The sequence below is a fragment of the Pseudoduganella sp. R-43 genome (assembly GCF_049913255.1).
GTDB lineage: Bacteria > Pseudomonadota > Gammaproteobacteria > Burkholderiales > Burkholderiaceae_D > Rugamonas.
The window spans coordinates 2,332,831-2,355,774 of record NZ_CP183988.1 but is presented as its reverse complement, the minus strand read 5'-3'; the positions used below and the strand labels follow the sequence as shown (position 1 = coordinate 2,355,774).

Annotated in this window: 25 protein-coding genes; 10 read left to right on the top strand and 15 right to left on the bottom strand. The window is 63.4% G+C overall.

Annotation, left to right across the window (positions count from 1 at the left end; genetic code table 11):
* Positions 1–74: 74 nt before the first annotated feature.
* The 5 genes from ACN9M3_RS10725 (at position 75) to ACN9M3_RS10705 (ending at position 5,037) form a co-directional block, all read left to right on the top strand.
* On the top strand, positions 75–2,054 hold the full coding sequence (locus ACN9M3_RS10725) for an acyltransferase family protein (protein WP_426322371.1): 1,980 nt from the start codon (positions 75–77) through the stop codon (positions 2,052–2,054).
* On the top strand, positions 2,024–2,488 hold the full coding sequence (locus ACN9M3_RS10720; RefSeq protein WP_426170616.1) for a DUF6328 family protein: 465 nt from the start codon (positions 2,024–2,026) through the stop codon (positions 2,486–2,488). The genes ACN9M3_RS10725 and ACN9M3_RS10720 overlap by 31 nt, the downstream gene beginning before the upstream one ends.
* A 115-nt stretch (positions 2,489–2,603) precedes the next feature.
* Entirely contained in the window at positions 2,604–3,644 is a 1,041-nt protein-coding gene (locus ACN9M3_RS10715; RefSeq protein WP_426322368.1) for a sensor histidine kinase, read from the top strand.
* Positions 3,641–4,282, top strand: a complete 642-nt coding sequence (locus ACN9M3_RS10710; RefSeq protein WP_426322366.1) for a LytR/AlgR family response regulator transcription factor — start codon at positions 3,641–3,643, stop codon at positions 4,280–4,282. Before ACN9M3_RS10715 ends, ACN9M3_RS10710 begins: the two co-directional genes overlap by 4 nt.
* Positions 4,279–5,037, top strand: a complete 759-nt coding sequence (locus tag ACN9M3_RS10705; protein ID WP_426322364.1) for a LytR/AlgR family response regulator transcription factor — start codon at positions 4,279–4,281, stop codon at positions 5,035–5,037. The genes ACN9M3_RS10710 and ACN9M3_RS10705 overlap by 4 nt, the downstream gene beginning before the upstream one ends.
* Before the next feature lie 49 nt (positions 5,038–5,086).
* Here ACN9M3_RS10705 and clpA read toward each other — a convergent pair whose 3' ends face one another.
* Together clpA and clpS are read right to left on the bottom strand one after the other, a co-directional pair.
* On the bottom strand, positions 5,087–7,387 hold the full coding sequence (gene clpA, locus ACN9M3_RS10700; RefSeq protein ID WP_426170608.1) for an ATP-dependent Clp protease ATP-binding subunit ClpA: 2,301 nt from the start codon (positions 7,385–7,387) through the stop codon (positions 5,087–5,089).
* Positions 7,384–7,686, bottom strand: coding sequence for an ATP-dependent Clp protease adapter ClpS (clpS, locus tag ACN9M3_RS10695; protein WP_055937573.1), 303 nt, complete (start codon positions 7,684–7,686; stop codon positions 7,384–7,386). Before clpS ends, clpA begins: the two co-directional genes overlap by 4 nt.
* Before the next feature lie 325 nt (positions 7,687–8,011).
* Between clpS and cspE the strand changes: the two genes are divergently transcribed.
* On the top strand, positions 8,012–8,215 hold the full coding sequence (gene cspE / locus ACN9M3_RS10690; RefSeq protein WP_130314874.1) for a transcription antiterminator/RNA stability regulator CspE: 204 nt from the start codon (positions 8,012–8,014) through the stop codon (positions 8,213–8,215).
* Between the two features lie 83 nt (positions 8,216–8,298).
* A complete protein-coding gene (locus tag ACN9M3_RS10685) occupies positions 8,299–8,811 on the top strand; it encodes a GNAT family N-acetyltransferase (protein WP_426322361.1) in 513 nt (170 codons plus the stop codon).
* On the opposite strand, the gene ACN9M3_RS10680 is transcribed toward ACN9M3_RS10685, so the two are convergent.
* Together ACN9M3_RS10680 and icd are read right to left on the bottom strand one after the other, a co-directional pair.
* Entirely contained in the window at positions 8,808–9,497 is a 690-nt protein-coding gene (locus ACN9M3_RS10680; protein ID WP_426322359.1) for a hypothetical protein, read from the bottom strand. The two genes, ACN9M3_RS10685 and ACN9M3_RS10680, sit on opposite strands and share 4 nt — an antisense overlap.
* A gap of 135 nt (positions 9,498–9,632) precedes the next feature.
* Entirely contained in the window at positions 9,633–10,886 is a 1,254-nt protein-coding gene (gene icd / locus ACN9M3_RS10675; protein ID WP_426322357.1) for an NADP-dependent isocitrate dehydrogenase, read from the bottom strand.
* A 102-nt stretch (positions 10,887–10,988) separates the two neighbouring features.
* Between icd and ACN9M3_RS10670 the strand changes: the two genes are divergently transcribed.
* Complete coding sequence (locus ACN9M3_RS10670; RefSeq protein ID WP_426322355.1) at positions 10,989–11,552, top strand: pseudouridine synthase; 564 nt, start codon at positions 10,989–10,991, stop codon at positions 11,550–11,552.
* A 79-nt stretch (positions 11,553–11,631) separates the two neighbouring features.
* Positions 11,632–11,916 (top strand): hypothetical protein, encoded by a 285-nt coding sequence (locus ACN9M3_RS10665; protein WP_426322353.1) that lies wholly within the window; start codon positions 11,632–11,634, stop codon positions 11,914–11,916.
* 88 nt (positions 11,917–12,004) lie between these two features.
* Here ACN9M3_RS10665 and rpsT read toward each other — a convergent pair whose 3' ends face one another.
* Positions 12,005–12,271, bottom strand: a complete 267-nt coding sequence (gene rpsT, locus ACN9M3_RS10660; protein ID WP_055937377.1) for a 30S ribosomal protein S20 — start codon at positions 12,269–12,271, stop codon at positions 12,005–12,007.
* 195 nt (positions 12,272–12,466) lie between these two features.
* On the opposite strand from rpsT, the gene murJ reads away from it, so the two are divergent.
* Positions 12,467–14,017: a murein biosynthesis integral membrane protein MurJ gene (murJ, locus tag ACN9M3_RS10655; protein ID WP_426170598.1), complete on the top strand. Its 1,551-nt coding sequence runs from the start codon at positions 12,467–12,469 to the stop codon at positions 14,015–14,017.
* Positions 14,018–14,029: 12 nt separating this feature from the next.
* Here murJ and ACN9M3_RS10650 read toward each other — a convergent pair whose 3' ends face one another.
* Genes ACN9M3_RS10650 through ACN9M3_RS10605 form a run of 10 tightly spaced genes read right to left on the bottom strand, consistent with a single transcriptional unit; the run spans position 14,030 to position 22,934 of the window.
* On the bottom strand, positions 14,030–14,845 hold the full coding sequence (locus ACN9M3_RS10650; protein WP_426322350.1) for a type II secretion system protein: 816 nt from the start codon (positions 14,843–14,845) through the stop codon (positions 14,030–14,032).
* Complete coding sequence (locus ACN9M3_RS10645; protein WP_130314880.1) at positions 14,811–15,185, bottom strand: type II secretion system protein; 375 nt, start codon at positions 15,183–15,185, stop codon at positions 14,811–14,813. The genes ACN9M3_RS10650 and ACN9M3_RS10645 overlap by 35 nt, the downstream gene beginning before the upstream one ends.
* Positions 15,179–15,649: a prepilin-type N-terminal cleavage/methylation domain-containing protein gene (locus ACN9M3_RS10640; protein ID WP_426322348.1), complete on the bottom strand. Its 471-nt coding sequence runs from the start codon at positions 15,647–15,649 to the stop codon at positions 15,179–15,181. The genes ACN9M3_RS10645 and ACN9M3_RS10640 overlap by 7 nt, the downstream gene beginning before the upstream one ends.
* A 2-nt stretch (positions 15,650–15,651) precedes the next feature.
* Entirely contained in the window at positions 15,652–17,673 is a 2,022-nt protein-coding gene (locus tag ACN9M3_RS10635; protein ID WP_426170593.1) for a secretin N-terminal domain-containing protein, read from the bottom strand.
* The gene (locus ACN9M3_RS10630; protein WP_426170591.1) at positions 17,670–18,230 is read right to left on the bottom strand and encodes a hypothetical protein; all 561 of its coding nucleotides are present in this window, start codon (positions 18,228–18,230) and stop codon (positions 17,670–17,672) included. Before ACN9M3_RS10630 ends, ACN9M3_RS10635 begins: the two co-directional genes overlap by 4 nt.
* Positions 18,227–18,757: a hypothetical protein gene (locus ACN9M3_RS10625; protein WP_426170589.1), complete on the bottom strand. Its 531-nt coding sequence runs from the start codon at positions 18,755–18,757 to the stop codon at positions 18,227–18,229. The genes ACN9M3_RS10630 and ACN9M3_RS10625 overlap by 4 nt, the downstream gene beginning before the upstream one ends.
* Positions 18,754–19,299 (bottom strand): hypothetical protein, encoded by a 546-nt coding sequence (locus tag ACN9M3_RS10620; RefSeq protein ID WP_426170588.1) that lies wholly within the window; start codon positions 19,297–19,299, stop codon positions 18,754–18,756. Before ACN9M3_RS10620 ends, ACN9M3_RS10625 begins: the two co-directional genes overlap by 4 nt.
* The gene (locus ACN9M3_RS10615) at positions 19,296–20,075 is read right to left on the bottom strand and encodes a hypothetical protein (protein ID WP_426322345.1); all 780 of its coding nucleotides are present in this window, start codon (positions 20,073–20,075) and stop codon (positions 19,296–19,298) included. Before ACN9M3_RS10615 ends, ACN9M3_RS10620 begins: the two co-directional genes overlap by 4 nt.
* Entirely contained in the window at positions 20,068–21,753 is a 1,686-nt protein-coding gene (locus ACN9M3_RS10610) for a GspE/PulE family protein (protein ID WP_426322343.1), read from the bottom strand. The genes ACN9M3_RS10615 and ACN9M3_RS10610 overlap by 8 nt, the downstream gene beginning before the upstream one ends.
* Positions 21,750–22,934, bottom strand: coding sequence for a type II secretion system F family protein (locus ACN9M3_RS10605; RefSeq protein WP_426170585.1), 1,185 nt, complete (start codon positions 22,932–22,934; stop codon positions 21,750–21,752). Before ACN9M3_RS10605 ends, ACN9M3_RS10610 begins: the two co-directional genes overlap by 4 nt.
* Positions 22,935–22,944: the final 10 nt, after the last annotated feature.

Sequence of the window (22,944 nt, the reverse complement as noted above, 5' to 3'; positions counted from 1 at the left end):
GGCGTCGACGCCACAGCATATTGCATCAATGACAATCCCGTAGTATCTTCTTGCGTTGAGTTCAGGGGCATTACATGGAATATCGCAGGGAAATCGATGGTCTGCGGGCGGTTGCCGTCCTGCCGGTAATCCTGTTTCACGCAGGGTTCCAGTTCTTTGGCGGCGGCTTCGTCGGCGTCGACGTCTTTTTCGTCATCAGCGGCTACCTGATCACGACGATCCTGATCCACGAGCTGGAAGCTGGCCAGTTCTCCATCCTCAATTTCTATGAAAGACGGGCGCGCCGCATCCTGCCGGCGCTATTCCTGCTGCTGTTTGCCTGCCTGCCGTTCGCCTGGCTCTGGCTGGTGCCGGACGACCTGAAAGGCTTTGCGCAAAGCCTGGTGGCCGTCACCGCCTTCGCGTCGAATATCCTGTTCTGGGAGCAGAGCGACTACTTCGACAGCTCGGCCGAATTCAAGCCCCTGCTCCACACCTGGAGCCTGGCGGTCGAAGAACAGTTCTACTTGCTGTTCCCCTTGTTCCTGATGCTGTTCTGGCGCCGCGACCAGCGCCTGCTGCTGGCGGTGCTGGTCGGCACGGCGCTGGCCAGCCTCGGTGCGGCGCAATGGGGTGTGGCCAGGGACCCTTCCGCCACCTTCTTCCTGCTGCCCACACGCGCTTGGGAGCTGGCCATCGGCGCGCTGTGCGCCTATTACATGTCGCGCCCCGGCGCCAGCCGGCATTCGCAACGCACGCGCGAACTTGCCAGCCTTGCCGGCCTCGGCCTGATCGGCACCGGCATTTTCGCTTTCAGCAAATACACGCCCTTCCCCAGTGTGTACGCGCTCCTGCCCACGGTCGGCGCAGCGCTGATCATCCTGTTCGCAGTCCCGTCGACCACGGTCGGCAAGATCCTGGGCAGCCGGCTGATGGTTGGCGTCGGCTTGGTCAGCTACAGCGCCTACTTGTGGCACCAGCCTATCCTTGCATTCGCACGCCACCGTAGCCTGGACGGGCCAAGTCCGGCCCTGATGGCCGCGCTGGTGGTGCTGACGCTGGTGCTGGCCTATCTTAGCTGGCAATTCGTCGAAAAGCCGTTCCGCAACCGCAGCAGGTTTGGCCGGCAACAAATATTCGCCTTCGCCATTGCCGGCTCGCTGCTGTTCTTCGGCATCGGCATGGCGGGCCACAAGACCAACGGCATGCGCAGCGTCAAGACCACCCCGCAGCAGGAAGAGGTGCTGCGCACTGTCACTGCAAGCCCGGAGCGCGCTGCCTGCCATACCAAGGGTCTGGAGTACCGCAAGCCGCAAGACGCCTGCGCCTTCAACGGTCCCGCCGGGGAATGGGCAGTGTTCGGCGACAGCCATGCGATCGAACTGGCGCACGCGCTGGCGGTACAGTTGAACGGCCGCCACCAGGGTGTGCGCCAGTTCAGCTTCAGCGGCTGCTCGCCTTCCTACCAGCGCGCCGACACCAATCCCGGCTGCAGCGACTGGACGCGCGAGGCCGTCGACTTCATCGCCGCCGATCCGCATATCAAGGAGGTCGTGGTCAGCTACCGCATCCACAGTGCCCTGTTTGGCGACCATGAAGGCATTTACCCGCGCCTGCCGGACGAATTCAGCGATGCCAAGCGCGACGCCATCTGGGCCTCGTACAAGACGATATTGAACCACTTTGCCAGCGCGGGCAAGCATGTCACCGTGGTATTGCAGGCGCCCGAACTCCCGCGCCAGGTGGATAAGCTGATACGCCAGGCCGACGATCCGCGCACGGTGGATGGGGTCACGACCGACTGGTGGCGCCGCCGCAGCGCCTTCGTGGAGCAGCGGCTGGGTGAATTGCCTGCAGGCGTGCGCATCCTGCGGCCGGAAACGCTGTTCTGTGACGCTGCGCGCTGTTACGCCGTCAAGGATGGCAAGGCCTTGTATTTCGATGATGACCACATGTCCAGCTACGGCGCCGGGCTGGTGGCGCAGCAGGTCGTGGCAGCACAGGCGCGCGCCTGTCAAAACGGCTGCTCGCTAGAATCGACGGCATGGACGAGCACACCGAGCAAGAGTCATTGAAAGAGCAGATGGGCCGCATCATCGAAGAGGCGCGCATGATACTGCCAGGTATCCAGGCCCTGTTCGGCTTCCAGGCCATTGCCGTCTTCAACGACCGTTTCGAGCAGCTGCCGGTCTATGCCCAGGACTGCCACGCTGCTGCCCTGGCGCTGGTGGTGGTGGCCATCGCGCTGGTCATGTTGCCGGCCGCCTACCATCGCCTCGCCGAACCAGGCCAGGTTTCCATGCATGCGATCACCATTTCTTCGCGCGCCATCTGCTACGCCCTCGCGCCATTGGCCGCAGGCCTGGCGCTGGACATCGCCGTGGTGCTCTACATGGTCACCGGCAGCGATATGGGCAGCGCGGCCGGAGGACTGGCCGCCTTCCTGCTGCTGATCGGCACGTGGTTCGTCTTCCCCCTGCGCGCCCGGCGCCGCCGGCACAGCTCCTGAGCAACCGCTTGTCATCCGATTCGACCGCTCGTCATATCGCTGGAGCGCCAGTTGGATGGATACGGTATGCTCCCATGCCATGAAAAGAGCACTCACCGGGACGGAAAACGACCAAATGAACCGCACCGACGGCAGCGACATGCCGCTGCTGGCGCGGCTCAACTGGTATTGGATCTTGCAAGGGCTTGGCTGGAGCGCCGTGATTGCCTTCCTCATGCTGGTCAACGGGCCGTTCCTGGCGCGGCCGGGCGCCGTCCTGACCTGCATCCTGGACGGCGCCAGCGGCCTGCTGCTGACGGACCTGTGGCGCCGCTACATGAAGCTGCGCGACTGGAACACGCGCCGCGTGGACTGGCGGCAGGTCCTTGTCGCCATCTTCATCCTCGGCCCCGTGCAGTTGGCGCTCGTCACCATCATTGCCCGTTCGCTGGTCGGCGCGGCAGACGGCGGCAGCTGGCTGCCCATGCTCTTGCTGTTCTGGTCCGGCATCATGACAGCATGGCAGGTCTCATATATGGCTGCCACGGCCCTGCGGCGCGCCAACCGCTTCGAATCGGAAGCGCTGCGGCTCGACGTGCTCGCCAAGGAAGCCGAACTGAAGGCCCTGCAGGCCCAGGTGAACCCGCATTTTTTCTTCAATAGCCTGAACAGCGTGCGCGCCCTGATTTTCGAGAACCAGCAATCGGCCGCGCAAATGATCGACCAGCTTGCAACGCTGATGCGCTATACGCTGGCTGCCAGCTATGCCGATACGGTGCCGCTGCAAGAAGAGATGGAAGCTGTTGAATCCTACCTGGCCATCGAAAAGATCCGCTTCGAAGAGCGCCTGAACGTCACCGTCTGCATCGCCGACGGCATGGATAGCGTGACCATTCCGCCGATGGCCGTGCAGACGCTGGTTGAGAACGCGGTGAAATACGGCGTCGAGCAAAGCAGCGCCGGCACGGAAATCCGCATCAGTGCCAGCCATGCCAACGGCCACGCCGCTATCGAGGTGGCCAACCGCGGCGCCTTGGCAAGGCTAGGCGATTCGACGCGCGTCGGTCTGGCCAACGCCCGCAAAAGGCTGCTGCATGCCAAGGGCGGCAACGCCAGCCTTGAACTGGTGGAGCGCGATGGCTGGGTACGCGCCACCCTGAGCTTCCCTTTGTCATGACGATGCGCGTGCTGGTTATCGACGATGAGCGGCTGGCCCGCAAGGAGCTGCGCCGCCTGCTGGCAGGCCAGCAGCAATTTGAAATCGTCGGCGAGGCCGCCGATGTTGCCGATGGCATCGCGCGGGCCAGGGCTTTGGCGCCGGACCTGCTCCTGCTGAATGTGCAGATACCGGGCGGCAGCGGCTTCGACCTGCTCGATGCGCTGGACGACGTGCCGGAAGTTATTTTCACCACGGGCCATGGCCACTGCCCGGCCGACTACCTGCTCAAGCCGATCCACCCGCAACGCCTTGCCGCCGCACTGGAACGTGCTGCCGTCCGCGCCGGCATGGGCAGCAGGCCACGCAAGCTGTTCATCCGCGAGGGGGATCGCTGCTGGTTCGTGCGCCTGACCGACATCCGCCTGTTCGAAGCGGAAGGCGAGCATACGCGCGCCTATTTCGACGGCGCTGCGCCACTGATCCCGCGCTCCCTGCAGCAGCTCGAACAAATGCTCGACCGCCAGCAATTCTTCCGCGCCAGCAGCCGCCACCTGGTCAACCTGGCCGATGTCGATCGCATCGTGCAAACCGCCGGCGGTTCACTGGCGCTGAATGTGGCGGGCGTGGCTGTGGAAGTCATGGGTGCCACCCAATGACAATGGCGGACACCCTGCATCCGCTTCTGGCAAGCTTGGCCGGTACGGGCCGCATGATACGCGTCCTGCTCGTTGACGACGAGCGCCTGGCTCGCGCCGAACTGCGGCGCATGCTGGCCTGCCACGCCGGCGTCGCCGTGGTTGGAGAGGCGGCCAATGCCGCCGAAGCGGCGCTTCAGGTGGCTGCGTTGCAGCCCGACTTGTTGCTGCTGGACGTGCAAATGCCCGGCGCCAGCGGCTTTGACCTGCTGGCCGCGCTCGACGACCCGCCCGAGGTGATCTTCACCACCGCCTTCGACCAGTACGCCTTGCAGGCCTTCGAAGCCAGTGCGCTCGACTACCTGATGAAGCCCATCGAGCCGCGACGCCTGGCCGCGGCTTTGGAGCGTGCCGCTGCGCGGCTTGGCTTCGCGCCTGCGCCCAGCACCATTCCGCGAAAACTGTTCATCCGCGACGGTGAACGCTGCTGGTTCGTGCGGCTGGAAGACATCCGCCTGTTCGAATCGGAGGGCAATTACACCCGCCTTTACTTCGACGGCGCCGCGCCGTTGCTGGCGCGCTCGCTGCTGCAACTGGAACAGCGCCTCGATCCACAGCAGTTCTTCCGCGCCAATCGCCGCCACATCGTCAACCTGGCCGCCGTGTGCAGCATCGAGAATGGCGACGGTGGCGCCGTCCTGCTGCGCGTCGACGGCATGAGCGTAGAGGTGTCGCGCCGCCGCGTGGCGGCATTGAAACAACTCCAGGAATTCTGAAGGAAAAAAAACCCGCTCGGCGAGCGGGTTTTTCGAAGCGGCACACTGCTTATTCGACTTCGACGGTCTCCGGTGGCGGCGTAGGCGCCGCATCCGGTTCCGGGAACTCCAGCTTGATTGCTTCCGCTTCGTCCAGGTCGACAATCACGCGGCCGCCGGACACCAGGCGGCCGAACAGCAGTTCGTCGGCCAGCGCCTTGCGGATCATGTCCTGGATCAGGCGCGACATCGGGCGCGCGCCCATCAAAGGATCGAAGCCTTTCTTCGCCAAGAACTTGCGCAGCTTCTCGCTGAAGATGGCTTCCACCTTCTTCTCGTGCAGCTGCTCTTCCAGCTGCATCAGGAACTTGTCCACCACGCGCAGGATGATTTCCTCGTCCAGCGCGCGGAAGCTGATGGTCGCATCCAGGCGGTTGCGGAACTCCGGTGTGAACATGCGCTTGATGTCCGCCATCTCGTCGCCCGCTTCCTTGCTGTCGGTGAAGCCGATCGAACGCTTCTGCAGGCTTTCCGCACCCGCATTGGTGGTCATGATGATGATCACGTTGCGGAAGTCGGCTTTGCGGCCGTTGTTGTCGGTCAGCGTGCCGTGGTCCATCACCTGCAGCAGGATATTGAAGATATCCGGATGCGCCTTCTCGATCTCGTCCAGCAGCAGCACGGCGTGCGGCTTCTTGGTAATCGCTTCGGTCAGCAGGCCGCCCTGGTCGTAGCCCACGTAGCCAGGAGGCGCGCCGATCAGGCGGCTCACCGCATGGCGCTCCATGTATTCCGACATGTCGAAGCGGATCAGCTCAATGCCCAGGATGAAGGCCAGCTGCTTGGCCACCTCGGTCTTGCCGACGCCGGTCGGGCCGGAGAACAGGAAGGAACCGATAGGCTTGTCCTGCTTGCCCAGGCCGGCGCGCGACATCTTGATCGCAGATGCCAGCGCTTCGATTGCAGGGTCCTGGCCGAACACCACGTTGCGCAGGTCGCGGTCGATGGTAGCCAGCTTGCTGCGGTCGTCCTGGTTGACGGTCTGCGGCGGGATGCGCGCGATCTTGGAAATGATTTCCTCGATCTCGGTCTTGCCGATGGTCTTCTTCTGCTTCGACTTCGGCAGGATGCGCTGTGCGGCGCCCGCCTCGTCGATCACGTCGATGGCCTTGTCCGGCAGGTGGCGGTCATTGATAAAGCGCGCCGCCAATTCGGCTGCGGTCGACAGCGCCGACGACGAATACTTCACGCCATGGTGCTCCTCGAAGCGCGACTTCAGCCCACGCAGGATCTGCACGGTCTGTTCCACGGTCGGCTCGTTGACGTCGACTTTCTGGAAGCGGCGCGACAGCGCATGGTCTTTCTCGAACACGCCGCGGAATTCCGTGAACGTGGTCGCGCCGATGCACTTCAGCTGGCCGTTGGCCAGGGCCGGTTTCAGCAGGTTGGACGCATCCAGCGTGCCGCCCGACGCCGAGCCGGCGCCGATGATGGTGTGGATCTCGTCGATGAACAGGATGCCATTCGGATTATCCTTCAGCTGCTTGAGCACGGCCTTCAGGCGTTGCTCGAAGTCGCCGCGGTACTTGGTGCCGGCCAGCAGCGCGCCCATGTCCAGCGAGTAGACCACCGCGTTCGACAGCACCTCCGGCACGTCGCCCTGGGTGATGCGGTAAGCCAGGCCTTCCGCAATGGCGGTCTTGCCCACGCCGGCTTCGCCCACCAGCAGCGGGTTATTCTTGCGGCGGCGGCACAGCACCTGGATCACGCGGTCCACTTCGTCTTCGCGGCCGATCAGCGGGTCGATCTTGCCCTCGGCGGCAGACTTGTTCAGGTTCTGGGTGAACTGGTCCAGCGGCGATTCCTTGGCCTGGCCTTCCGGCGCGGCGCCTTCTTCCACGCCCTCGGATGCCTTGCCGGAATCCATCTGCTGGTCCTTGCGCACGCCGTGCGAGATGAAGTTGACCACGTCCAGGCGGGTGACGCCCTGCTGGTGCAGGTAGTAAACAGCGTGCGAGTCTTTTTCACCGAAGATGGCCACCAGCACATTGGCGCCGGTCACTTCCTTCTTGCCGTTGGAAGCCGACTGCACGTGCATGATCGCGCGCTGGATCACGCGCTGGAAGCCCAGCGTAGGCTGGGTGTCCACCTCGCCGGTGCCAGGCACGGTCGGCGTGTTGTCGCCGATGAAGTTGGTCAGCGTTTTGCGCAGGTCCTCAATATTCACTGCGCAGGCGCGCAGCACCTCGGCTGCCGATGGATTGTCGAGCAGCGCCAGCAGCAAGTGCTCCACGGTGATGAACTCGTGTCGCGCCTGCCGCGCTTCGACAAACGCCATATGCAAACTTACTTCCAATTCCTGCGCAATCATACTTCCTCCATCACACATTGCAGGGGATGCCCCGCCTTGCGTGCATGCGTTAAAACGAACTCCACTTTGGTTGAAGCTATATCTTTAGAGAAAACGCCGCACACGCCTTTGCCGTAGCGATGGACACTCAGCATAATTTGTGTGGCCGTTTCCCGGTCCTTATTGAAATACTCCTGGATGATGGCGACCACAAACTCCATTGGAGTGTAGTCGTCGTTCAGCAGCGCCACCTGGTACATAGGTGGCGGCTTTATCGCCTGCCGTTCCAGGACGGTTTCGGTGTCATGCTTGGTTGCCATACGCTTATATTCTAATGCTTTCAGACTAGTTGCAACGCCCATTTCAGAGGGCCATTTCCACCAGTACTCATCTTACGCGTTTTCGCCGATTGCCGCAGATGGCGGTCAGCTTGGTCAAAATCAAGGGCTCGAAAAAAAGCTGTTGCAAAAAGCTCACCATGTGCTAGTGAAAGCGCTTGACATTAAAAATTGTTCCGCCAACAATGCGATATCGACTTTGTGCAGATCTGTACATGTTGGTAAGAAGTGAGTTGTCGAGGAGGGGGCAGGAAGCTTCTTGCTTTTATGGCTCGTGTGATTCGTTTTTATTGAAAGTTTTTTTAAAATGGCAACTGGTACCGTTAAGTGGTTCAATGACTCCAAAGGTTTTGGCTTCATCACTCCTGATGATGGCGGTGAGGATTTGTTCGCACACTTCTCCGCGATTAACATGAACGGCTTCAAGACCCTGAAAGAAGGTCAAAAAGTGCAGTTCGAAGTTACTCAGGGCCCTAAAGGCAAGCAAGCTTCCAACATCCAGACCAACTAATCCCTGGCCTCGGACAACGAAAAGCCCCGCCCCGCGGGGTTTTTTTTCGCCTGCCACCATACCTGCACTATGCCGATTTCGTCATGCAAATCCGCACTTTGACAACAGCCGATGCGTCCGCGCTGCTGGAATTCGAGCTCGCCAACCGCGACTGGTTCGAATCCCAGGTCGATGCCCGTGCGCCAGACTTTTACAATCTTATCGGCGTGGCTGCGCATATCGAAGACTACCTGGCGCGCCATGCGAGCGGCACCATGCATCCCTGCCTGCTGGTTGAAGACGGGGAGATTATAGGCCGTTGCAACTTGAAAGGTATCGACCAGGTCTCATTGCGCGCCGAAGTCGGCTACCGGATCGCCTCTTATGCCTGCGGCCGGGGGCTTGCCGGCGCCGCGCTGGCACACTTGATGGAACTGGCTTACGGCCACTGGCAGCTACGTGGCCTCGACGCCCACGTTACTATCGCCAACGCTGCCTCCGCCCGCGTCCTGCAGCGGGCCGGCTTCATCTTTGCCGGCCCCTCCCCTATCCAGGCAGAAGTCGCCGGCAGCGCACTCGATTGCCTGCACTTTTGTCACGCTCGCGCAATTCGCTAAAACATGCGGCTGGCCAGATCCGCCACCAACACAACGACGCCGAGCGTCAGACCTACCATCCAGCGGCTGAACGTATCGTGCCGACGTCTCATCTCGACCATGTGTGCATCATGACGCTTGTCCATTTCAAGCATCTGCGTTTGCAACTGGCCTATTAGCGCCTTCATATTGTCATCCTGCCGAATGAAACGCTGTTCCGACTCTCGGCGCGCCTCGGTAAAGCGCTCGCAGGTCGTGCGCTCGGCTTCGGCAAAGTGCACGAGATTCTTCCGTTCGGCTTCGGCAAAGTGCACGAGATTCTTCCGATCGGCTTCGGCAAAGCGCTCGAGATTCTTCCGTTCGGCTTCGGCAAAGCGCTCCGTATTCTTGCGGTCGGCCTCGGCAAAGCGCTCCGTATTCTTGCGTTCGGCCTCAGCAAAGCGCTCCATATTCTTGCGTTCGGCCTCGGCAAAGCGCTCCATATTCTTGCATTCCGCCTCGGCAAAGCGCTCGGAGCTCTTGAGGTCGGCTTCGGCAAAGCGCGCCGCCATATCGGACCGCACCAGGGCAAAGCCACTGTCCATGTGCTGACGTAATAAGGCCAGTTCGCAATTAAGGGTATCCACCTGTTTCTCCAGCCGGTGAAGTCGCGCGTCATCATCATCTTCGGACGGGGACGATTCATCGTCAAGCAAGCTCTGCGGCATGGCAGCCTCCTCGAGTGAGCGTAAGCGGTTTATTCTCTGCCGCTTCACACGCCGCCATGTTGAGCCGCGTCAGGCGCACAACAAAAAACCCCGCCTCCTTGCGGATGGCGGGGTTTGCATGGAAACGAGCTTGGCTTACATCTGCTCGATCATGACGTCACCGAAGCCGGAGCACGACACCTGGGTCGCGCCTTCCATCAGGCGGGCGAAGTCGTAGGTAACTTTCTTGGAGGTGATCGCCTTCTCCATCGAGGCGATGATCAGGTCCGCCGCCTCGGTCCAGCCCATATGGCGCAGCATCATTTCAGCCGACAGGATCAGGGAGCCAGGGTTCACATAATCCTTGCCCGCGTACTTAGGCGCGGTGCCGTGGGTCGCTTCGAACATGGCCACGGAGTCGGACAGGTTGGCGCCCGGCGCAATGCCGATACCGCCTACCTGTGCCGCCAGCGCGTCGGAAATGTAGTCACCGTTCAGGTTCAGGGTGGCGATCACCGAGTACTCCGCCGGACGCAGCAGGATCTGCTGCAGGAACGCGTCGGCGATCGAATCCTTGACGGTGATCTCGCGGCCGGTCTTCGGATTCTTGAACTTGCACCATGGGCCGCCGTCGATCAGCTCGGCGCCGAATTCCTTCTGCGCCAGTTCGTAGGCCCAGTCACGGAAGCCACCTTCGGTGTACTTCATGATGTTGCCCTTGTGGACGATGGTCACCGATGGCTTGTCGTTGTCGATCGCGTACTGAATCGCCTTGCGCACCAGGCGCTCGGTGCCTTCGCGCGAAACCGGCTTGACGCCGATGCCGGAGGTGCCCGGGAAGCGGATCTTCTTGACGCCCATTTCCTTGGTCAGGAACTCGATCAGCTTCTTGGCGCCTTCCGAGCCTTCCTGCCACTCAATGCCGGCGTAGATGTCTTCCGAGTTTTCGCGGAAGATCACCATATCGGTTTTCTCAGGCTCGCGCACTGGCGAAGGCACGCCCTTGAAGTAGCGCACCGGGCGCAGGCAGACGTACAGGTCCAGTTCCTGGCGCAGTGCCACGTTCAAGGAACGGATGCCGCCACCGACAGGGGTCGTCAGCGGGCCCTTGATCGACACCACATAATCCTTCAGTACCTTCAGGGTCTCTTCCGGCAGCCACACGTCCGGGCCGTAGACCTTGGTCGACTTCTCGCCGGCGAAGATCTCCATCCAGCTGATCTTGCGCTTGCCGCCGTAGGACTTGGCAACCGCAGCATCCACCACCTTGATCATCACCGGGGTGATGTCCACGCCGGTGCCGTCGCCTTCCAGGTAAGGAATGATCGGGGTGTCAGGCACGTTCAGGGAAAAGTCGGCGTTAACGGTGATTTTCTGGCCGCCGGCAGGTACTTTGATATGTTGGTACATCGTGTTCTCCGAAGAAGGGTTTTGGCAGTCTTCTATAAGACATAAGACACTAGCGTTCCACATTATGCACCAGTATTTTACTGGGCGCTATACTAGCTACCTATGCCTCTGATACTTTTTAATAAACCTTTCCAGGTATTGTGCCAGTTTTCCCCCTCTGGAGATAAGGAAACGCTGGCCGACTACATCACGATCCCGAACGTCTATCCCGCTGGTCGCCTCGACTACGACAGCGAAGGCCTGATGCTGATGACCGACGACGGCAAGCTGCAGCACAAGATCGCCCACCCCGACCGTAAGGAGGCCAAGACTTACCTGGTGCAGGTGGAGGGCGTGCCGGATGCCGGCGCCATGGCGCGCCTGCAGGCGCCGCTCGACCTGGGCGACTTCACCACCTTGCCCTGCAAGGCGGTGCGCATTGCTGAACCAGTCTGGCTGTGGCCGCGCAATCCGCCGATCCGGCAGCGTGCCGGCCAGCCAACCTCCTGGCTAGCGATCACCCTGCAGGAAGGCAAGAACCGGCAGGTGCGCCGCATGACGGCCGCCATCGGCCACCCCACCCTGCGCCTGGTGCGCTCGGCCATCGGCGGCATCTCACTGGCCAGCCACCCGCTGCTGCCAGGCGAGTGGGCCGAAGTGTCGCCAGACGACCTCAGCACGCGCTAATAAGTCAACCAGGCAACTTGCAGCAGCGTTGATGAATCAGGTTCACCTGAACCTGCACCCACTATAAAAGGAGTTCGTCATGTCTAAGACTACTGTCGCGCTGCTTGCCTCCCTGCTTTCCCTCTCCGCCTTCGCTGCCGACCATCACATGAAAGGTTCGGCTTCCGCTTCGGCCGCAGCCTCCGCCGCCTCGATGGCTTCCGCCGCGCCAATGGCTTCCGCCGCATCGGCCGCTTCCGCCGCCGCCTCGGATGCTGCCTCCGCCAAGAAATCGGCCAAGAAAGCCAGGAAAGCCGCTTCTGCCGCAGCCTCCGCTGCCGCATCGGCCGCTTCCGCTGCTTCCGCAGCTGCTTCGATGAAGTAAGCACAAAGCGAAAAACCCGCTATGGCGCAATGCCATGCGGGTTATTCCGGTACACCTGTTTGGCGGCTAATGCCGCCAGCACACGAACTTAGGCGGACAGTGCCTTCAGGGCAGCTGCCAGACGGCTCTTGTGACGAGCAGCCTTGTTCTTGTGGATGATTTTCTTGTCAGCGATCGAGTCGATGGTCGACACGGAAGCCTGGAAGATGGTGGTAGCAGCAGCTTTGTCGCCAGCCTGGATTGCCTTGCGAACAGCCTTGATAGCGGTACGCAGGGTCGAACGCTGAGCGGAGTTGTGAGCGTTTTGCTTGACTGCTTGACGAGCGCGTTTGCGCGCTTGTGCGGTATTTGCCATTTGAGAATCCTAATTCGTTGTCAAAGTTCGTTTGCAAACAATAGCGTTTGCCAAACCGGTGCGGTGTTTTCAGAGCCGGCTGAACGTCGCTGCCTGCCTTACTGAATTCTGTACAGCCTTAAATTATAACGGGGTTTTGCTGCCAGGGCAATTCTAAATATCGGGGCGTTGCCGCTTTCGCTATAATCAGCGCCCATGAACTTGCTCAAGACCCTCGCCGCTATTTCAAGCATGACAATGTTGTCCCGCATTACGGGACTGCTTCGTGAAGTCCTGTTCTTCCGCGCTTTCGGCGCGGGCGGCATGACCGACGCCTTCTACATTGCCTTCCGCATTCCCAACCTGCTGCGCCGCCTGTTTGCCGAAGGCGCGTTTTCGCAGGCATTTGTGCCAATGTTGGCAGAATACAAAAACAAACAGGGCGAAGAAGCGACCCGCTCCCTGGTTGACCATGTGGCGACCGTGCTGGTCTGGGCCACGCTGCTCACCAGCGCAGTCGGTATTATAGGCGCCCCGCTGTTCATCTACCTGATTGGTTCGGGCCTGAGCAAGGATCCGGCATCCTTCGACGCCGCCGTCTGGATGACGCGCCTGATGTTCCCTTATATCGCCTGCATGTCCTTCGTCGCGCTGTCCAGCGGCGTGCTGAATACCTGGCGCCAGTTCAAGATCCCGGCCTTCACTCCGGTGCTGCTGAACATTTCCTTCATCAGCGCCGCGCTGTTCCTGGCGCCGCACCTGAAGCAGCCGGTCTACGCGATGGCGATTGCCGTCATGGTCGGCGGCATCCTGCAGGTTGCGATCCAGGTGCCTTCGCTGGTGAAGATCGGCATGCTGCCACGCCTGTCGTGGAATCCGCGCGCCGGCCTGGCCGATCCGGGCGTGCGCCGCATGCTGAAGAATATGGTGCCAGCCCTGTTTGCCGTCTCGGTGGCGCAAATCAGCCTGATGATCAACACCACCTATGCGTCCTGGATGCAGGAAGGCAGCGTTTCCTGGCTGACCGCCGCCGACCGCCTGATGGAGTTTCCCAACGCCCTGCTCGGCGTGGCGCTCGGCACCATCCTGCTGCCAAGCTTGTCCAAGGCCAGCCAGGAACAGGACCACGCGGAATATTCGGCCCTGCTGGACTGGGGCCTGCGCCTGACCTTCCTGCTTGCCATGCCGGCGGCTGTAGGCATCGCCGTGCTGGCCCTGCCCCTGATGGCGACCCTGTTCCACAACGGCAAATTCACCGACTTCGCTGCCGTGATGTCGGCCCAGCCTTTGCTGGCCTATGCGGTCGGCCTGCTCGGCATCATCCTGGTCAAGTCGCTGACGCCGGCCTTCTACGCGCGCCAGGACGTGCGCACGCCGGTACGCATCGGCATCATCACCCTGCTCGCGACACAGGTGATGAACCTGGCTTTCGTCTGGCAGTTCAAGGTGGCCGGCCTGGCGCTGTCGATCAGCGTGGCGGCACTGCTGAACGCTGCCCTGCTGTACCGCGGCCTGCGCGCAAAGGGCATCTACGCGCCGCAACCGGGTTGGCCGAAGTTCCTGGCCCGCCTGCTGCTGGCTGTCGTCCTGATGGGCCTTGCCGGCTGGTTCGGTGCGCAGCAGTTTGACTGGCTGGCCATGCGCCACCATGCGTTCCTGCGCGCAGGTGCGCTGTTCCTGGTGATCGGCGCTTGCGTGGTGGTGTACTTCGGCACCTTGTTCGCTCTCGGTTTCCGCCTGCGCGACTTCAAGCGCCGCGCCAAATAAGGCGGCGCAGCCTCAGCGCCGCGGCGGCGGTGCTGGCGGCTCCTCGCGCGGCTGCTCGCCGGACTGTCCTGGCGGCGGCTCTTGCGGCGCTTCCTGCGGTTCCTGTGCCGGTTCTTGCGGTGGTTCCTGCGGCTCCTGTGGCGGCTCTGGCGGCTCGGCCGGCCTTGGCGGCTCTTGCGGCGTGCCGGTCTTGCTGCCGGGCGGCGTGCCATTCAAGCCACCCGGCTGGGTGCCGTCCATGCCGGTCAGCGGGCTGCCTGGCTGCATGCCCGATCCAGGCTTGGCCGGCTGGCCCGGCTGCTGGGCGGGCTGCTGTCCGTCCCCACCCTTGGCTCCCGCGACCTGCACGCCTTCGCCGCTGAATTTCCAGTCCGCCAGGCTGGTCTTGCCTTCAAATGCGACGAAGCGCGGCGGGAAATTGCCGATCTTGATCGGCGTGGCCTTGGACAGGCTGTAGATGGCCAGGATGCCGCCGTTTTCGGTGGCCTTCACCAGCCCCCATTCAGCCTTGCCTGTCATCGGGTCGACATACACGCGGCGCAAATGGCGGCGCAACTGCGGGAAGCGCGGATCCTTCAGGAGTTCGGCAAAAGACTTCGGATAGTTGGGCTGCCCCTGTGGCGTGGCGGCGGCATAGCTGGCCAGCGCATTGCTGTACTCCATGCCGATATCGAGCAGGGCCTGCTCGGCCGCCGCCCGCTGCATGGTCGTGCCAAGCCGCAGCGACATGGCGCCAACCAGGCCGATTATCGCCACCAGGATCACTACGCTGACGTAGGTGAACCCGTGCTGCCTACCATTCCGAATAAGGCTTGCCGCTGCGGTCATTGCCGGGCGCTCCGCTCTTGATGTCTGCCACGCCGCCTTTGCCGACGTCGTCCGGCGGCACGATGGTCCAGCTGTCGCTTTTCTCCGTGATCGGGTCGATCGGCACCGCGCGCAGGTATTTTTTTTCCACCAGCTGTTCCAGGCTGTCCGGGAAGCGGCCGGTATCGCCGTAGTACTGGTCGATGATGGCGCGCGTGCTGCGCAAGTTGTCGGCCAGGATGGTTTCCTTGGTCTTGTCCACGCTCGGGAAGTAGCGCGGCACGGCGAGCGTCAGCAGCAAGGCGATGATGCCCAGCACCACCAGCAGTTCAATCAGCGTGAAGCCCTTCTTGTTCACCATTTCTTGTAAGGCACGCCGTTCAGGCCCACCTGCTCCGAAGTCGAATACACGTCAAAAACATCCTCGCCTTCGCGCGGATCGTCGGCATCGCTGGCGTAGCTGCGCTTGGCCCAGCTCTGGCCATTGCTGGCGTTCGAGTCCGCGTTGAAAGGGTCGCGCGGAATGCGCCGCAGAAAGAAGATCTTGGCGCGCTTCGGGCTGCGCACGTCGACCACGCCTTCCACCAGCACCTCCAGCGTGCGCGGGTAACCGTTGCCGGTGATGGACTTGGCAATGCGTCCTTCATCGTAGGCGGTCTTGTAATCGTCCAGCGCCTTGCGGATCACGTGCAGCGCGCTGCGCAGCTCCTGCTCGTTGCGGCGCTGGACCACGGTCTGGCCGACCGGGATCGCCAGCGCGGCGAGCAGGCCAAGGATGGCCAGCGTCACCAGCAGTTCGATCAGGGTGAATCCGCGCGCGCGCATGCTTACTCTTTACGCTCCGTGCTGGCAGGCGGCTGCACGGTGTTGGCCGGCGCGGGCGCCGGCGGCGGCAGCGGCTTGGTCACGCTAGACGCGGGGCCGGGCTGAGTGTTCGACAAAGGCAGCTTCTGCGGCGCGGACAGGTCGGCCGGGGCTGCTGGTGCGGCGCCAGGGGTCGGCACGGCGGTCGGCACGGCTGCCGGTGCCGCCTCCTGTGCCGGAGCGGCTCCGGCCGGGCGTGCACCCGGCAACACCACGGCCTGGCGCGGCGCGACATCAGGCTTGCGGCGGAAGTTCGCTTCGGTGCCGGCCGAGAATTCCGCGGCCGAGATTTCCGGGCGCTGCAGGTTGCGCACCAGGTGCGGCGTAATCGACAGCACGATTTCGGTTTTCTGGTTGTCGTCGGTCTGGGTGCCGAACAGGCGGCCCAGGATCGGCAGGTCGCCCAGGCCCGGCACGCGGTTGCCCGTGCTGCGCTCTTCGCTGTTGATCAGGCCCGCCAGCACCTGGTTCTCGCCATCCTTCAGTTGCAGGAAAGTGGAGGCCTGGCGCGTGCCGATCTGGTAGGCGGTGGTGCCGGTGGCGGTGGTCACCCGGTCGATCAGGTTCGACACCTCCAGCGCAATGCGGATGCCCACTTCGTTGTTCAGGTAGATGATCGGCTCCGCATTGAGGGTCAGCCCGACGTCGACATAGCTCACCGACTCCGAGGCGAAGCCGCCCGTGCCCGGCGAAATGGTGGTGGTAATCACCGGCACCTTTTCGCCGATCACGACCTTGGCTTTTTCCTTGTTGCGCACGCGGATGCGCGGGCTGGCCAGCAGGTTGGTGTCGCCGTCGGTCTTCTTGATATTGACGGTCGTGCCGAGCGCGGACACGCCGATGGTATCGCGGTTGATGGAATCGAGGTCGCGCAATCTCAGCTTGTCGCCGGCGCCAGCGCTGTTCAGCACCGACAGCCCTACCGTGTTCGGCCAATCCACGCCCAGCTTCAGCAGGCGGCTGCGCTTGACCTCCAGGATCTCCACGTCCAGCATCACTTCGGGCTCGGCCTGGTCTTGCGTGGCGATGATTTTCTCGGCCAGCTTCACCGCGTCGGCGCTGTCGCGCAGGATCACCAGGTTGAGCTTTTCGTCGGCCACCACGTCGCGCGACTTGAGAATGGTTTTCAGCGTGTTGGCGACAGTCTTGGCTTCCGCGTTCGACAGGTAGAAGGTACGCACCACCGTTTCCTGGTACTCCTTCAGCTTGGCCGCCGTGTTCGGGTAGATCAGGATGGTGTTGGCATCCATCACCTGCTGTTCCAACTGGTTCGTCATCAGCAGGAAGTAGATCGCCGATTCCACCGTGCTGTTCTTCAGCATGATGGTGGTGCGGGCGTCGCTCTTGACGTCCTTGTCGAAAATGAAGTTCAGTCCCGAGCGGCGCGAAATGATGTCGAACACCTGCTTCAGCGGCGCCTCGCGGAATTCGATCGTGATCGGCGTCTTGTAGGCCTTGGACAGGCCGCTTTCAGCCGGCGGCTGCGGCATCTGCTCATTGATCTCGCGCATCATGGCGCGGGCGCGCGCATGGTCAGGCTTCTCGGCCAGGATGGTGCCGATGCGGTTCTTCGCCGCTTCGAATTCCTTCTGCTCGAGGGACGCGCCGGCCTGCGCCAGCAGCTTATCATGGCGATCGGCCATTTCCAGCGAACGCAAGCCGGCGCGCGCGCGCTCGTTCTGCGGGTCCATCGACAGCACGCGCTGGAAATTTTGTGCAGCCGGGACGTATTTGCCCTCGTTCACGAACTGGTCTGCCTGCACCAGCAGGCGCGCGCTGGCCCGGTCGCGGGTGTCAAGGTAGGCGGAGCGGTAGATCGCGTTGTCCGGTTCCCTCCGCATCGCTTCCTGGTATTTCAGCAGCCCCGCTTCCACCTGGTCCTTTTCGACCAGGTTGCGGCCGTCGCGGTAGGCCATTTCGGCCGCGCAGCCGGACAGTGCCAGGACCAGCACGGACAGCGACAGCGTTCTCAGACTTGGCTTCACTCAATCACTCCAATATTTAACTGCTGCACCTGGTTCATGGGCAGGTAGGTCATCGTCAGGGTTGGCGGTGCAATGGCATCCACGCGGTAAGTGCCGTCAATCTGCATGCCTTTTTTCACAACAAAGGTTTGTTCGCCGCGGCCCAGGTAGACTTCCCACTGGCCGTCGGCGGCCGCCTTGCCCAGGAACTGGAACGGCAGCGGCGGCGCGGTGGGCGGCGGCGGGGGCGGCGGCTTCAGTTCAGCTGCCGTTGGCGGCGGCGGTGGCGGATTCCAGTTCTGGCCGCCGAACACCCCGTCCTTGCTCTTGAAGGAACCTTCGCCAACTTCGCCAATCAATTCTTCGCGCGGCACCAGGCGCAGGATCGATGCTTCGCCCAGCGCCCCCTTGGCCGCACTGTCCGCCTTGGTGGCGGGCGCCACGCTGGTTGCCGGGGCGCGCGCAGGCTTGCGTTCGACCGCTTCCGCCACCGTGTCGCTGGGCGCCTTGTCGCCGAACAGCACAAGCGCGGCAGCCCCCGCCAGCGCCACGCCCATCAGCATGTGGCGAGGCTTCATGGTTTCTCCTTCAGGTACAGCGTAAAGCGCATCCGCGCCTCGACCACCGGTTCGCTGATGGTTTCGCGGCGGAAGGCGATGTCGTCCAGCGCCGCGAACGGGATCGCCGACAGCGCCTGCATGCTGAACTGCCAGATATTCTGGTAGGCGCCTTTCAGCGGCAGCGTCACCTGGTAGGCGGACACGCCACTGGCCTTGTCTACGCTGAATTTGTAATCGCCCTGCTCCAGCGCCAGCCCGGTCTTGGCAGCGATGTCGAACAGTTGCTTGACCTGCTGCTCCGCCAGGCGCTTTTCGCCCAGCGTGGCATAGAAATGGGCCAGGTTCTCGTTGGCAGTTGGCGGCGGCGCCGCTTGCACCAGCACCGGCGGCGCCGGCGGCAAAGGCTCGGCTGCCTGCTGGCGCGCCTTGAGCGACCATGCCAGCGCACAAGCCCCCGCCAGCAGCAGCGCCAGCGCAACGCAGCCGGCAACGCCAAGGCGCATCGCCACCAGGCGCAGGCGCAGCAACAGGGCGGCAAGGTTCATCGCGCCCTCCATTGCACTTCCACCTGGAACCGCAGCGGGCGGTTCGGGTCCTGGTCGTTGATTTCATGGCGCAAGAGCGCCGCGCCGGCGAAGAATTCCTGCTGCTTCAATTGTTCGATGTAGCCAACCATGTCGTCGCTGTTCTTGGCCTCGGCCGTGATTTTCAGCGTTTGCTTGCGCGGGTCGGGGTCCAGCGCCAGCAAGGCCACGGCCGGCGTATTGGCGGCTGCAACGGCGTCCTGCAGGTCGCGCCATGGCAGGTTCAATTGCAGGATGGCGGCGTTGACGGCCACGGCCTGCGCTTCCGGAATCACGGTTTCCGGCTTGCGCTCCGGCGCACGCACGGCGGCGGCTTGCTTGCGCTGCTGGGCGTGCAGGCTTTCTTCGCGCAGCGCTTGCTGTTTTGCGGCCTGCATTCCGAAGGCGGCGCCGGCCAGAAGCAATGCGGCGCCCAGCGCGCCGGCAGCCAGGAAGGCCGGATGCACGCGATACAGCGTGCCGCGCCAGCTCGCAGCGGCGAAATCGATCTGCATCGGCCTCATGCTGCCACTCCCAGCGCGGCGGTGGCGATATGCTTGTCGCTGCCGGCCGGCTTTGCCAGCGCCGGCGGGATGTCGCCGCTCAACTGGATCAGCGCCGGCGGCTGAAGGCCAAGCAGCAGCGCCTCGCGCTGCGCCGCTTGCGTCAGCCAGTAATGATCGGCGCCATGCGGAATCGCGACGTGGCGCACGGCGCGCAACTTGCCGTCTTCGCAGGCCGCCAAGGCCAGCACATTGTCTTGTGCCACGCCGAACCAGGCGTCGTTCTTCAAGGCGCCGGCATGGCGGTTCCAGGCCGCCACGAAATGCGGAACGATGGCAATGACGGCCAGGCCATGCTGCGCAGCGGCGTTTTCAATGGCGGCCTTCAGCAAGCGCGGAACCGCAGCGGCCATGAAGGGGGCGGCAGCGTTCCAGTCCGCGCTGACGTGCCAGGCGGCAGGGGTTTCACCGTACAGCGTGTAAAACCGCAGCGCGGCGGCGCCCTCCAGGTCGGCCAGGCGGGCGGCCTGCACCGGCGGGGTTACCTGCCACAGCCGCACGAGTTCATCGGACAGGACAAAGCTGGCGCACATGCCGGCGGCGTCCTGCCCCGCCAGCAGCGCGGCCAGCGCGCCAGGCAAGGCTTCTGCCACGCCGGCCGGCCCTGCGGTTCCGGCGGCCAGGCCTTGACCGGCCAGCAGTTCCGGCGCGGCCGGGCTCCAGCGCCGCACGCGCAGCAGGCGCAAGGCTTGCGGCGTGACGTCGATGCGCAGCGATTGCGTGAAATTCTTAAGCATGCAAGGTCACCCGCTTGATTTCTGCCAGGGTCGTATCGCCGCGCCGCACTACTTCCAGCGCCGCGTGGCGCAGGCTGCGCGTACCGTTGGCATAGGCGGCCGCCTTGATCTGGCGGATCGGCCGTTTTTCCACGATCAGTTCGCGGATTTCATCGTTCAGGGTCAGGATCTCGGCGATCGAACGGCGCCCCTTGTAGCCGGTGCCGCGGCAATCGCCGCAGCCCTTGCCTTCCTTGAAGCTGTATTCGTAGACGTCGGCGCGCGCCAGCCCCACGCTGGCCAGTTCCTCGTCGGACGGCGTCACTTCGACCGCGCAATGCGGGCAGTTGATGCGCACCAGGCGCTGCGCCCAGATGCCGTTCAGGGCCGACACGAATGCGTAGGGATCGATGCCCATGTGGGTAAAGCGACCGAACACATCAAATACGTTGTTGGCGTGGACGGTGGTCAGCACCAGGTGGCCGGTCAGCGCCGATTGCACGGCGATTTCCGCCGTTTCGCGGTCGCGGATCTCGCCCACCATGATCTTGTCCGGATCGTGGCGCAGGATCGAGCGCAGGCCCTTGGCAAAGGTCAGGCCCTTCTTTTCGTTGACCGGGATCTGCAGGATGCCCGGCAGCTGGTATTCCACCGGGTCTTCGATGGTGATGATCTTTTCGCGGCCATTGTGGATCTCGGTCAGCGCCGCATACAGCGTGGTGGTCTTGCCGGAACCGGTCGGCCCGGTCACCAGCAGCATGCCGTATGCCTCCTGCGCCAGCGCACGCAAGGTCGACAGGGAGGACTCGTCGAAGCCCAGCGCTTCCAGCGTCAGCGAGCCATAGGATTCGATCATGGCGCGCTTGTCCAGGATACGGATCACTGCGTCTTCGCCATGGATGGAAGGCATGATCGATACCCGCAAGTCGATCTCGCGTCCCATCGATTCGACGCGGAAGCTGCCGTCCTGCGGCACGCGCCGCTCCGCGATGTCCAGTTCGGCCAGCACCTTCAGGCGCGAAATGATCTGCTCCGCCACGTCGATGCCGTTGACGGCCGTGGCATGGTCCAGCACCCCGTCCACGCGGTATTTGACCGCCAGGCCGCCGGCGGTCGACTCCAGGTGGATGTCGGAAGCGCCCGCCTTCAGCGCGTCGTACAGGGTTGAATTCACCAGCCTCACGGCCGGGCTGGCGCCCTCCGACACCGAGGCAAAGGACAGCACCGCAGCCGTCTTGCCGTCGCGCCGCGTGCCCTCCGCGCCCGACACCAGGGTGTCGACGGCGCGCGCCGATTCTTCCTGCTTGGACAGGTAGGCCTGGATATCGGCCTGCAGCGCCAGCCGCAATTGCAGCGGCGCCGCCGCCGAGCAGCGCGCCTGCGTCGCCAGCCAGGTCTGCAAATCGAGGTCGAAAGGATCGGCAATCACGCCCACCGCCGCCCCCTCGTGTGAACGCAGCAGCACGCAGTGGCGCGCCATCGCTTGCGACAGCGGCAGCAGGTCGAAGGCCGGCGCGAAAGCCAGCATGTCCGCCGTTTCCAGCACGGCCAGGCCGAAAGGCTGGGCCAGCGCCCGCACCGCCATGCGCGGTTCAATGCCGGACAATTCTTCCAGCTCCTCCACCAGGCTGCGTTTCGACAACGCGCTTTGCGCGCGCGCCTTCGACAGCAGGGTTGCGTCAAGCACCGGCAAGGTCATGCCATTTCTCCGGCCAGGTCAAAAATCGGCATATACAGCAGTACCACGATAGCCCCCACCACCAGGCCGATGCCGGCCATCAGCAGCGGTTCAAAAGTACGGGTGAAGCGGTCGATCCAGCGCCCGATCTCGCCGTCGTAGAAGGCCGCCGACTGCGTCAGCATCGCCCCCATCTCACCGGTGCGCTCGCCCACGCGCAGCATGCGCAGCGAAATCGGCGTGGTCAGTCCGTTGGCCTCGAAGGCCGACGACAGCGGCAAGCCCGCCTCGATCATGGCGCGTGCGCCCTGCAGGCCCTCTTTCACATTGGCCGACACCATGGCCTGCACCGTGTCCACCGCATTCAGGATGGTGATGCCGCCTTCGCTCAGCATGCCCAGCGTCAGGTACAGGCGCGACAACTCGTAAATCTTCACGCGTTCGCCCACGCCCGGCAGGCGGGCCAGCAGGCGCGCCATGCCGCCGCTGCGCACCAGCTGGCGCACGCCAAATACCGCGCTGCCGATCGCCGCGGCAATGCCGGCCAGCAGCGGCAGCGTATGCGCGGCCGCAAACTGGCCCCAGCTCAGCATCACTTGCGACATCCACGGCAGGTTGCGCCCCGCGCCCTGGTAGACCTCGGCAAAGCGCGGCACCACATAGGCAATCAGGAACAGCGACACGCCGCCGCCCACCAGCAGCAGGATGCACGGATAAATGGCCGCGCTCACCAGCTTGGCGCGCACCAGGTCCACCCGCTGCTGGTAATCGATAAAACGTTCGAGCGAGCGCGGCAGGTCGCTGGTGCCTTCGGCCGCCTTGACAATGCCCACATACAGCGGCGGGAACAATTGCGGCTGGTCCGCCAGCACCGTGGAAAAACGCTGGCCCTCGCGCAGCCCGGCCAGCAGGCGTTCCAGCACGCCGCGCGTGGCCGGCGCCGATTCCTTTTCCAGCAAGGCTTCCAGCGCCTCCACCACGCCCAGGCCGGCGTTCAGCAGCGCCAGCAGCTCCTGGCTGAACAGCACCAGCGAGAGCGCCTTGGCTTTGCCGGCGCGCAGGCCGGCGCTGCGCGGCGTGATGGCGCTGACAAACAGGCCGCGCGCTTCTACCTGGCGGCGGGCATCGGCCTCGTCGCGGCCGTCGACCACCATCTGGCCGATAGCCATGTCCGGCGACAGGGTGCGAACGTCGAACTGCATAATCCAGTCT

Excerpts from the sequence above, each read along its gene's own strand:
- ACN9M3_RS10725 (WP_426322371.1), top strand. The coding sequence starts at position 75 with ATGGAATATCGCAGGGAAATCGATGGTCTGCGGGCGGTTGCCGTCCTG.
- ACN9M3_RS10720 (WP_426170616.1), top strand. The coding sequence starts at position 2,024 with ATGGACGAGCACACCGAGCAAGAGTCATTGAAAGAGCAGATGGGCCGC.
- ACN9M3_RS10715 (WP_426322368.1), top strand. The coding sequence starts at position 2,604 with ATGAACCGCACCGACGGCAGCGACATGCCGCTGCTGGCGCGGCTCAAC.
- ACN9M3_RS10710 (WP_426322366.1), top strand. The coding sequence starts at position 3,641 with ATGACGATGCGCGTGCTGGTTATCGACGATGAGCGGCTGGCCCGCAAG.
- ACN9M3_RS10705 (WP_426322364.1), top strand. The coding sequence starts at position 4,279 with ATGACAATGGCGGACACCCTGCATCCGCTTCTGGCAAGCTTGGCCGGT.
- clpA (WP_426170608.1), bottom strand. The coding sequence starts at position 7,387 with ATGATTGCGCAGGAATTGGAAGTAAGTTTGCATATGGCGTTTGTCGAA.
- clpS (WP_055937573.1), bottom strand. The coding sequence starts at position 7,686 with ATGGCAACCAAGCATGACACCGAAACCGTCCTGGAACGGCAGGCGATA.
- cspE (WP_130314874.1), top strand. The coding sequence starts at position 8,012 with ATGGCAACTGGTACCGTTAAGTGGTTCAATGACTCCAAAGGTTTTGGC.
- ACN9M3_RS10685 (WP_426322361.1), top strand. The coding sequence starts at position 8,299 with ATGCAAATCCGCACTTTGACAACAGCCGATGCGTCCGCGCTGCTGGAA.
- ACN9M3_RS10680 (WP_426322359.1), bottom strand. The coding sequence starts at position 9,497 with ATGCCGCAGAGCTTGCTTGACGATGAATCGTCCCCGTCCGAAGATGAT.
- icd (WP_426322357.1), bottom strand. The coding sequence starts at position 10,886 with ATGTACCAACATATCAAAGTACCTGCCGGCGGCCAGAAAATCACCGTT.
- ACN9M3_RS10670 (WP_426322355.1), top strand. The coding sequence starts at position 10,989 with ATGCCTCTGATACTTTTTAATAAACCTTTCCAGGTATTGTGCCAGTTT.
- ACN9M3_RS10665 (WP_426322353.1), top strand. The coding sequence starts at position 11,632 with ATGTCTAAGACTACTGTCGCGCTGCTTGCCTCCCTGCTTTCCCTCTCC.
- rpsT (WP_055937377.1), bottom strand. The coding sequence starts at position 12,271 with ATGGCAAATACCGCACAAGCGCGCAAACGCGCTCGTCAAGCAGTCAAG.
- murJ (WP_426170598.1), top strand. The coding sequence starts at position 12,467 with ATGAACTTGCTCAAGACCCTCGCCGCTATTTCAAGCATGACAATGTTG.
- ACN9M3_RS10650 (WP_426322350.1), bottom strand. The coding sequence starts at position 14,845 with ATGACCGCAGCGGCAAGCCTTATTCGGAATGGTAGGCAGCACGGGTTC.
- ACN9M3_RS10645 (WP_130314880.1), bottom strand. The coding sequence starts at position 15,185 with ATGGTGAACAAGAAGGGCTTCACGCTGATTGAACTGCTGGTGGTGCTG.
- ACN9M3_RS10640 (WP_426322348.1), bottom strand. The coding sequence starts at position 15,649 with ATGCGCGCGCGCGGATTCACCCTGATCGAACTGCTGGTGACGCTGGCC.
- ACN9M3_RS10630 (WP_426170591.1), bottom strand. The coding sequence starts at position 18,230 with ATGAAGCCTCGCCACATGCTGATGGGCGTGGCGCTGGCGGGGGCTGCC.
- ACN9M3_RS10625 (WP_426170589.1), bottom strand. The coding sequence starts at position 18,757 with ATGAACCTTGCCGCCCTGTTGCTGCGCCTGCGCCTGGTGGCGATGCGC.
- ACN9M3_RS10620 (WP_426170588.1), bottom strand. The coding sequence starts at position 19,299 with ATGAGGCCGATGCAGATCGATTTCGCCGCTGCGAGCTGGCGCGGCACG.
- ACN9M3_RS10615 (WP_426322345.1), bottom strand. The coding sequence starts at position 20,075 with ATGCTTAAGAATTTCACGCAATCGCTGCGCATCGACGTCACGCCGCAA.
- ACN9M3_RS10610 (WP_426322343.1), bottom strand. The coding sequence starts at position 21,753 with ATGACCTTGCCGGTGCTTGACGCAACCCTGCTGTCGAAGGCGCGCGCG.
- ACN9M3_RS10605 (WP_426170585.1), bottom strand. The coding sequence starts at position 22,934 with ATGCAGTTCGACGTTCGCACCCTGTCGCCGGACATGGCTATCGGCCAG.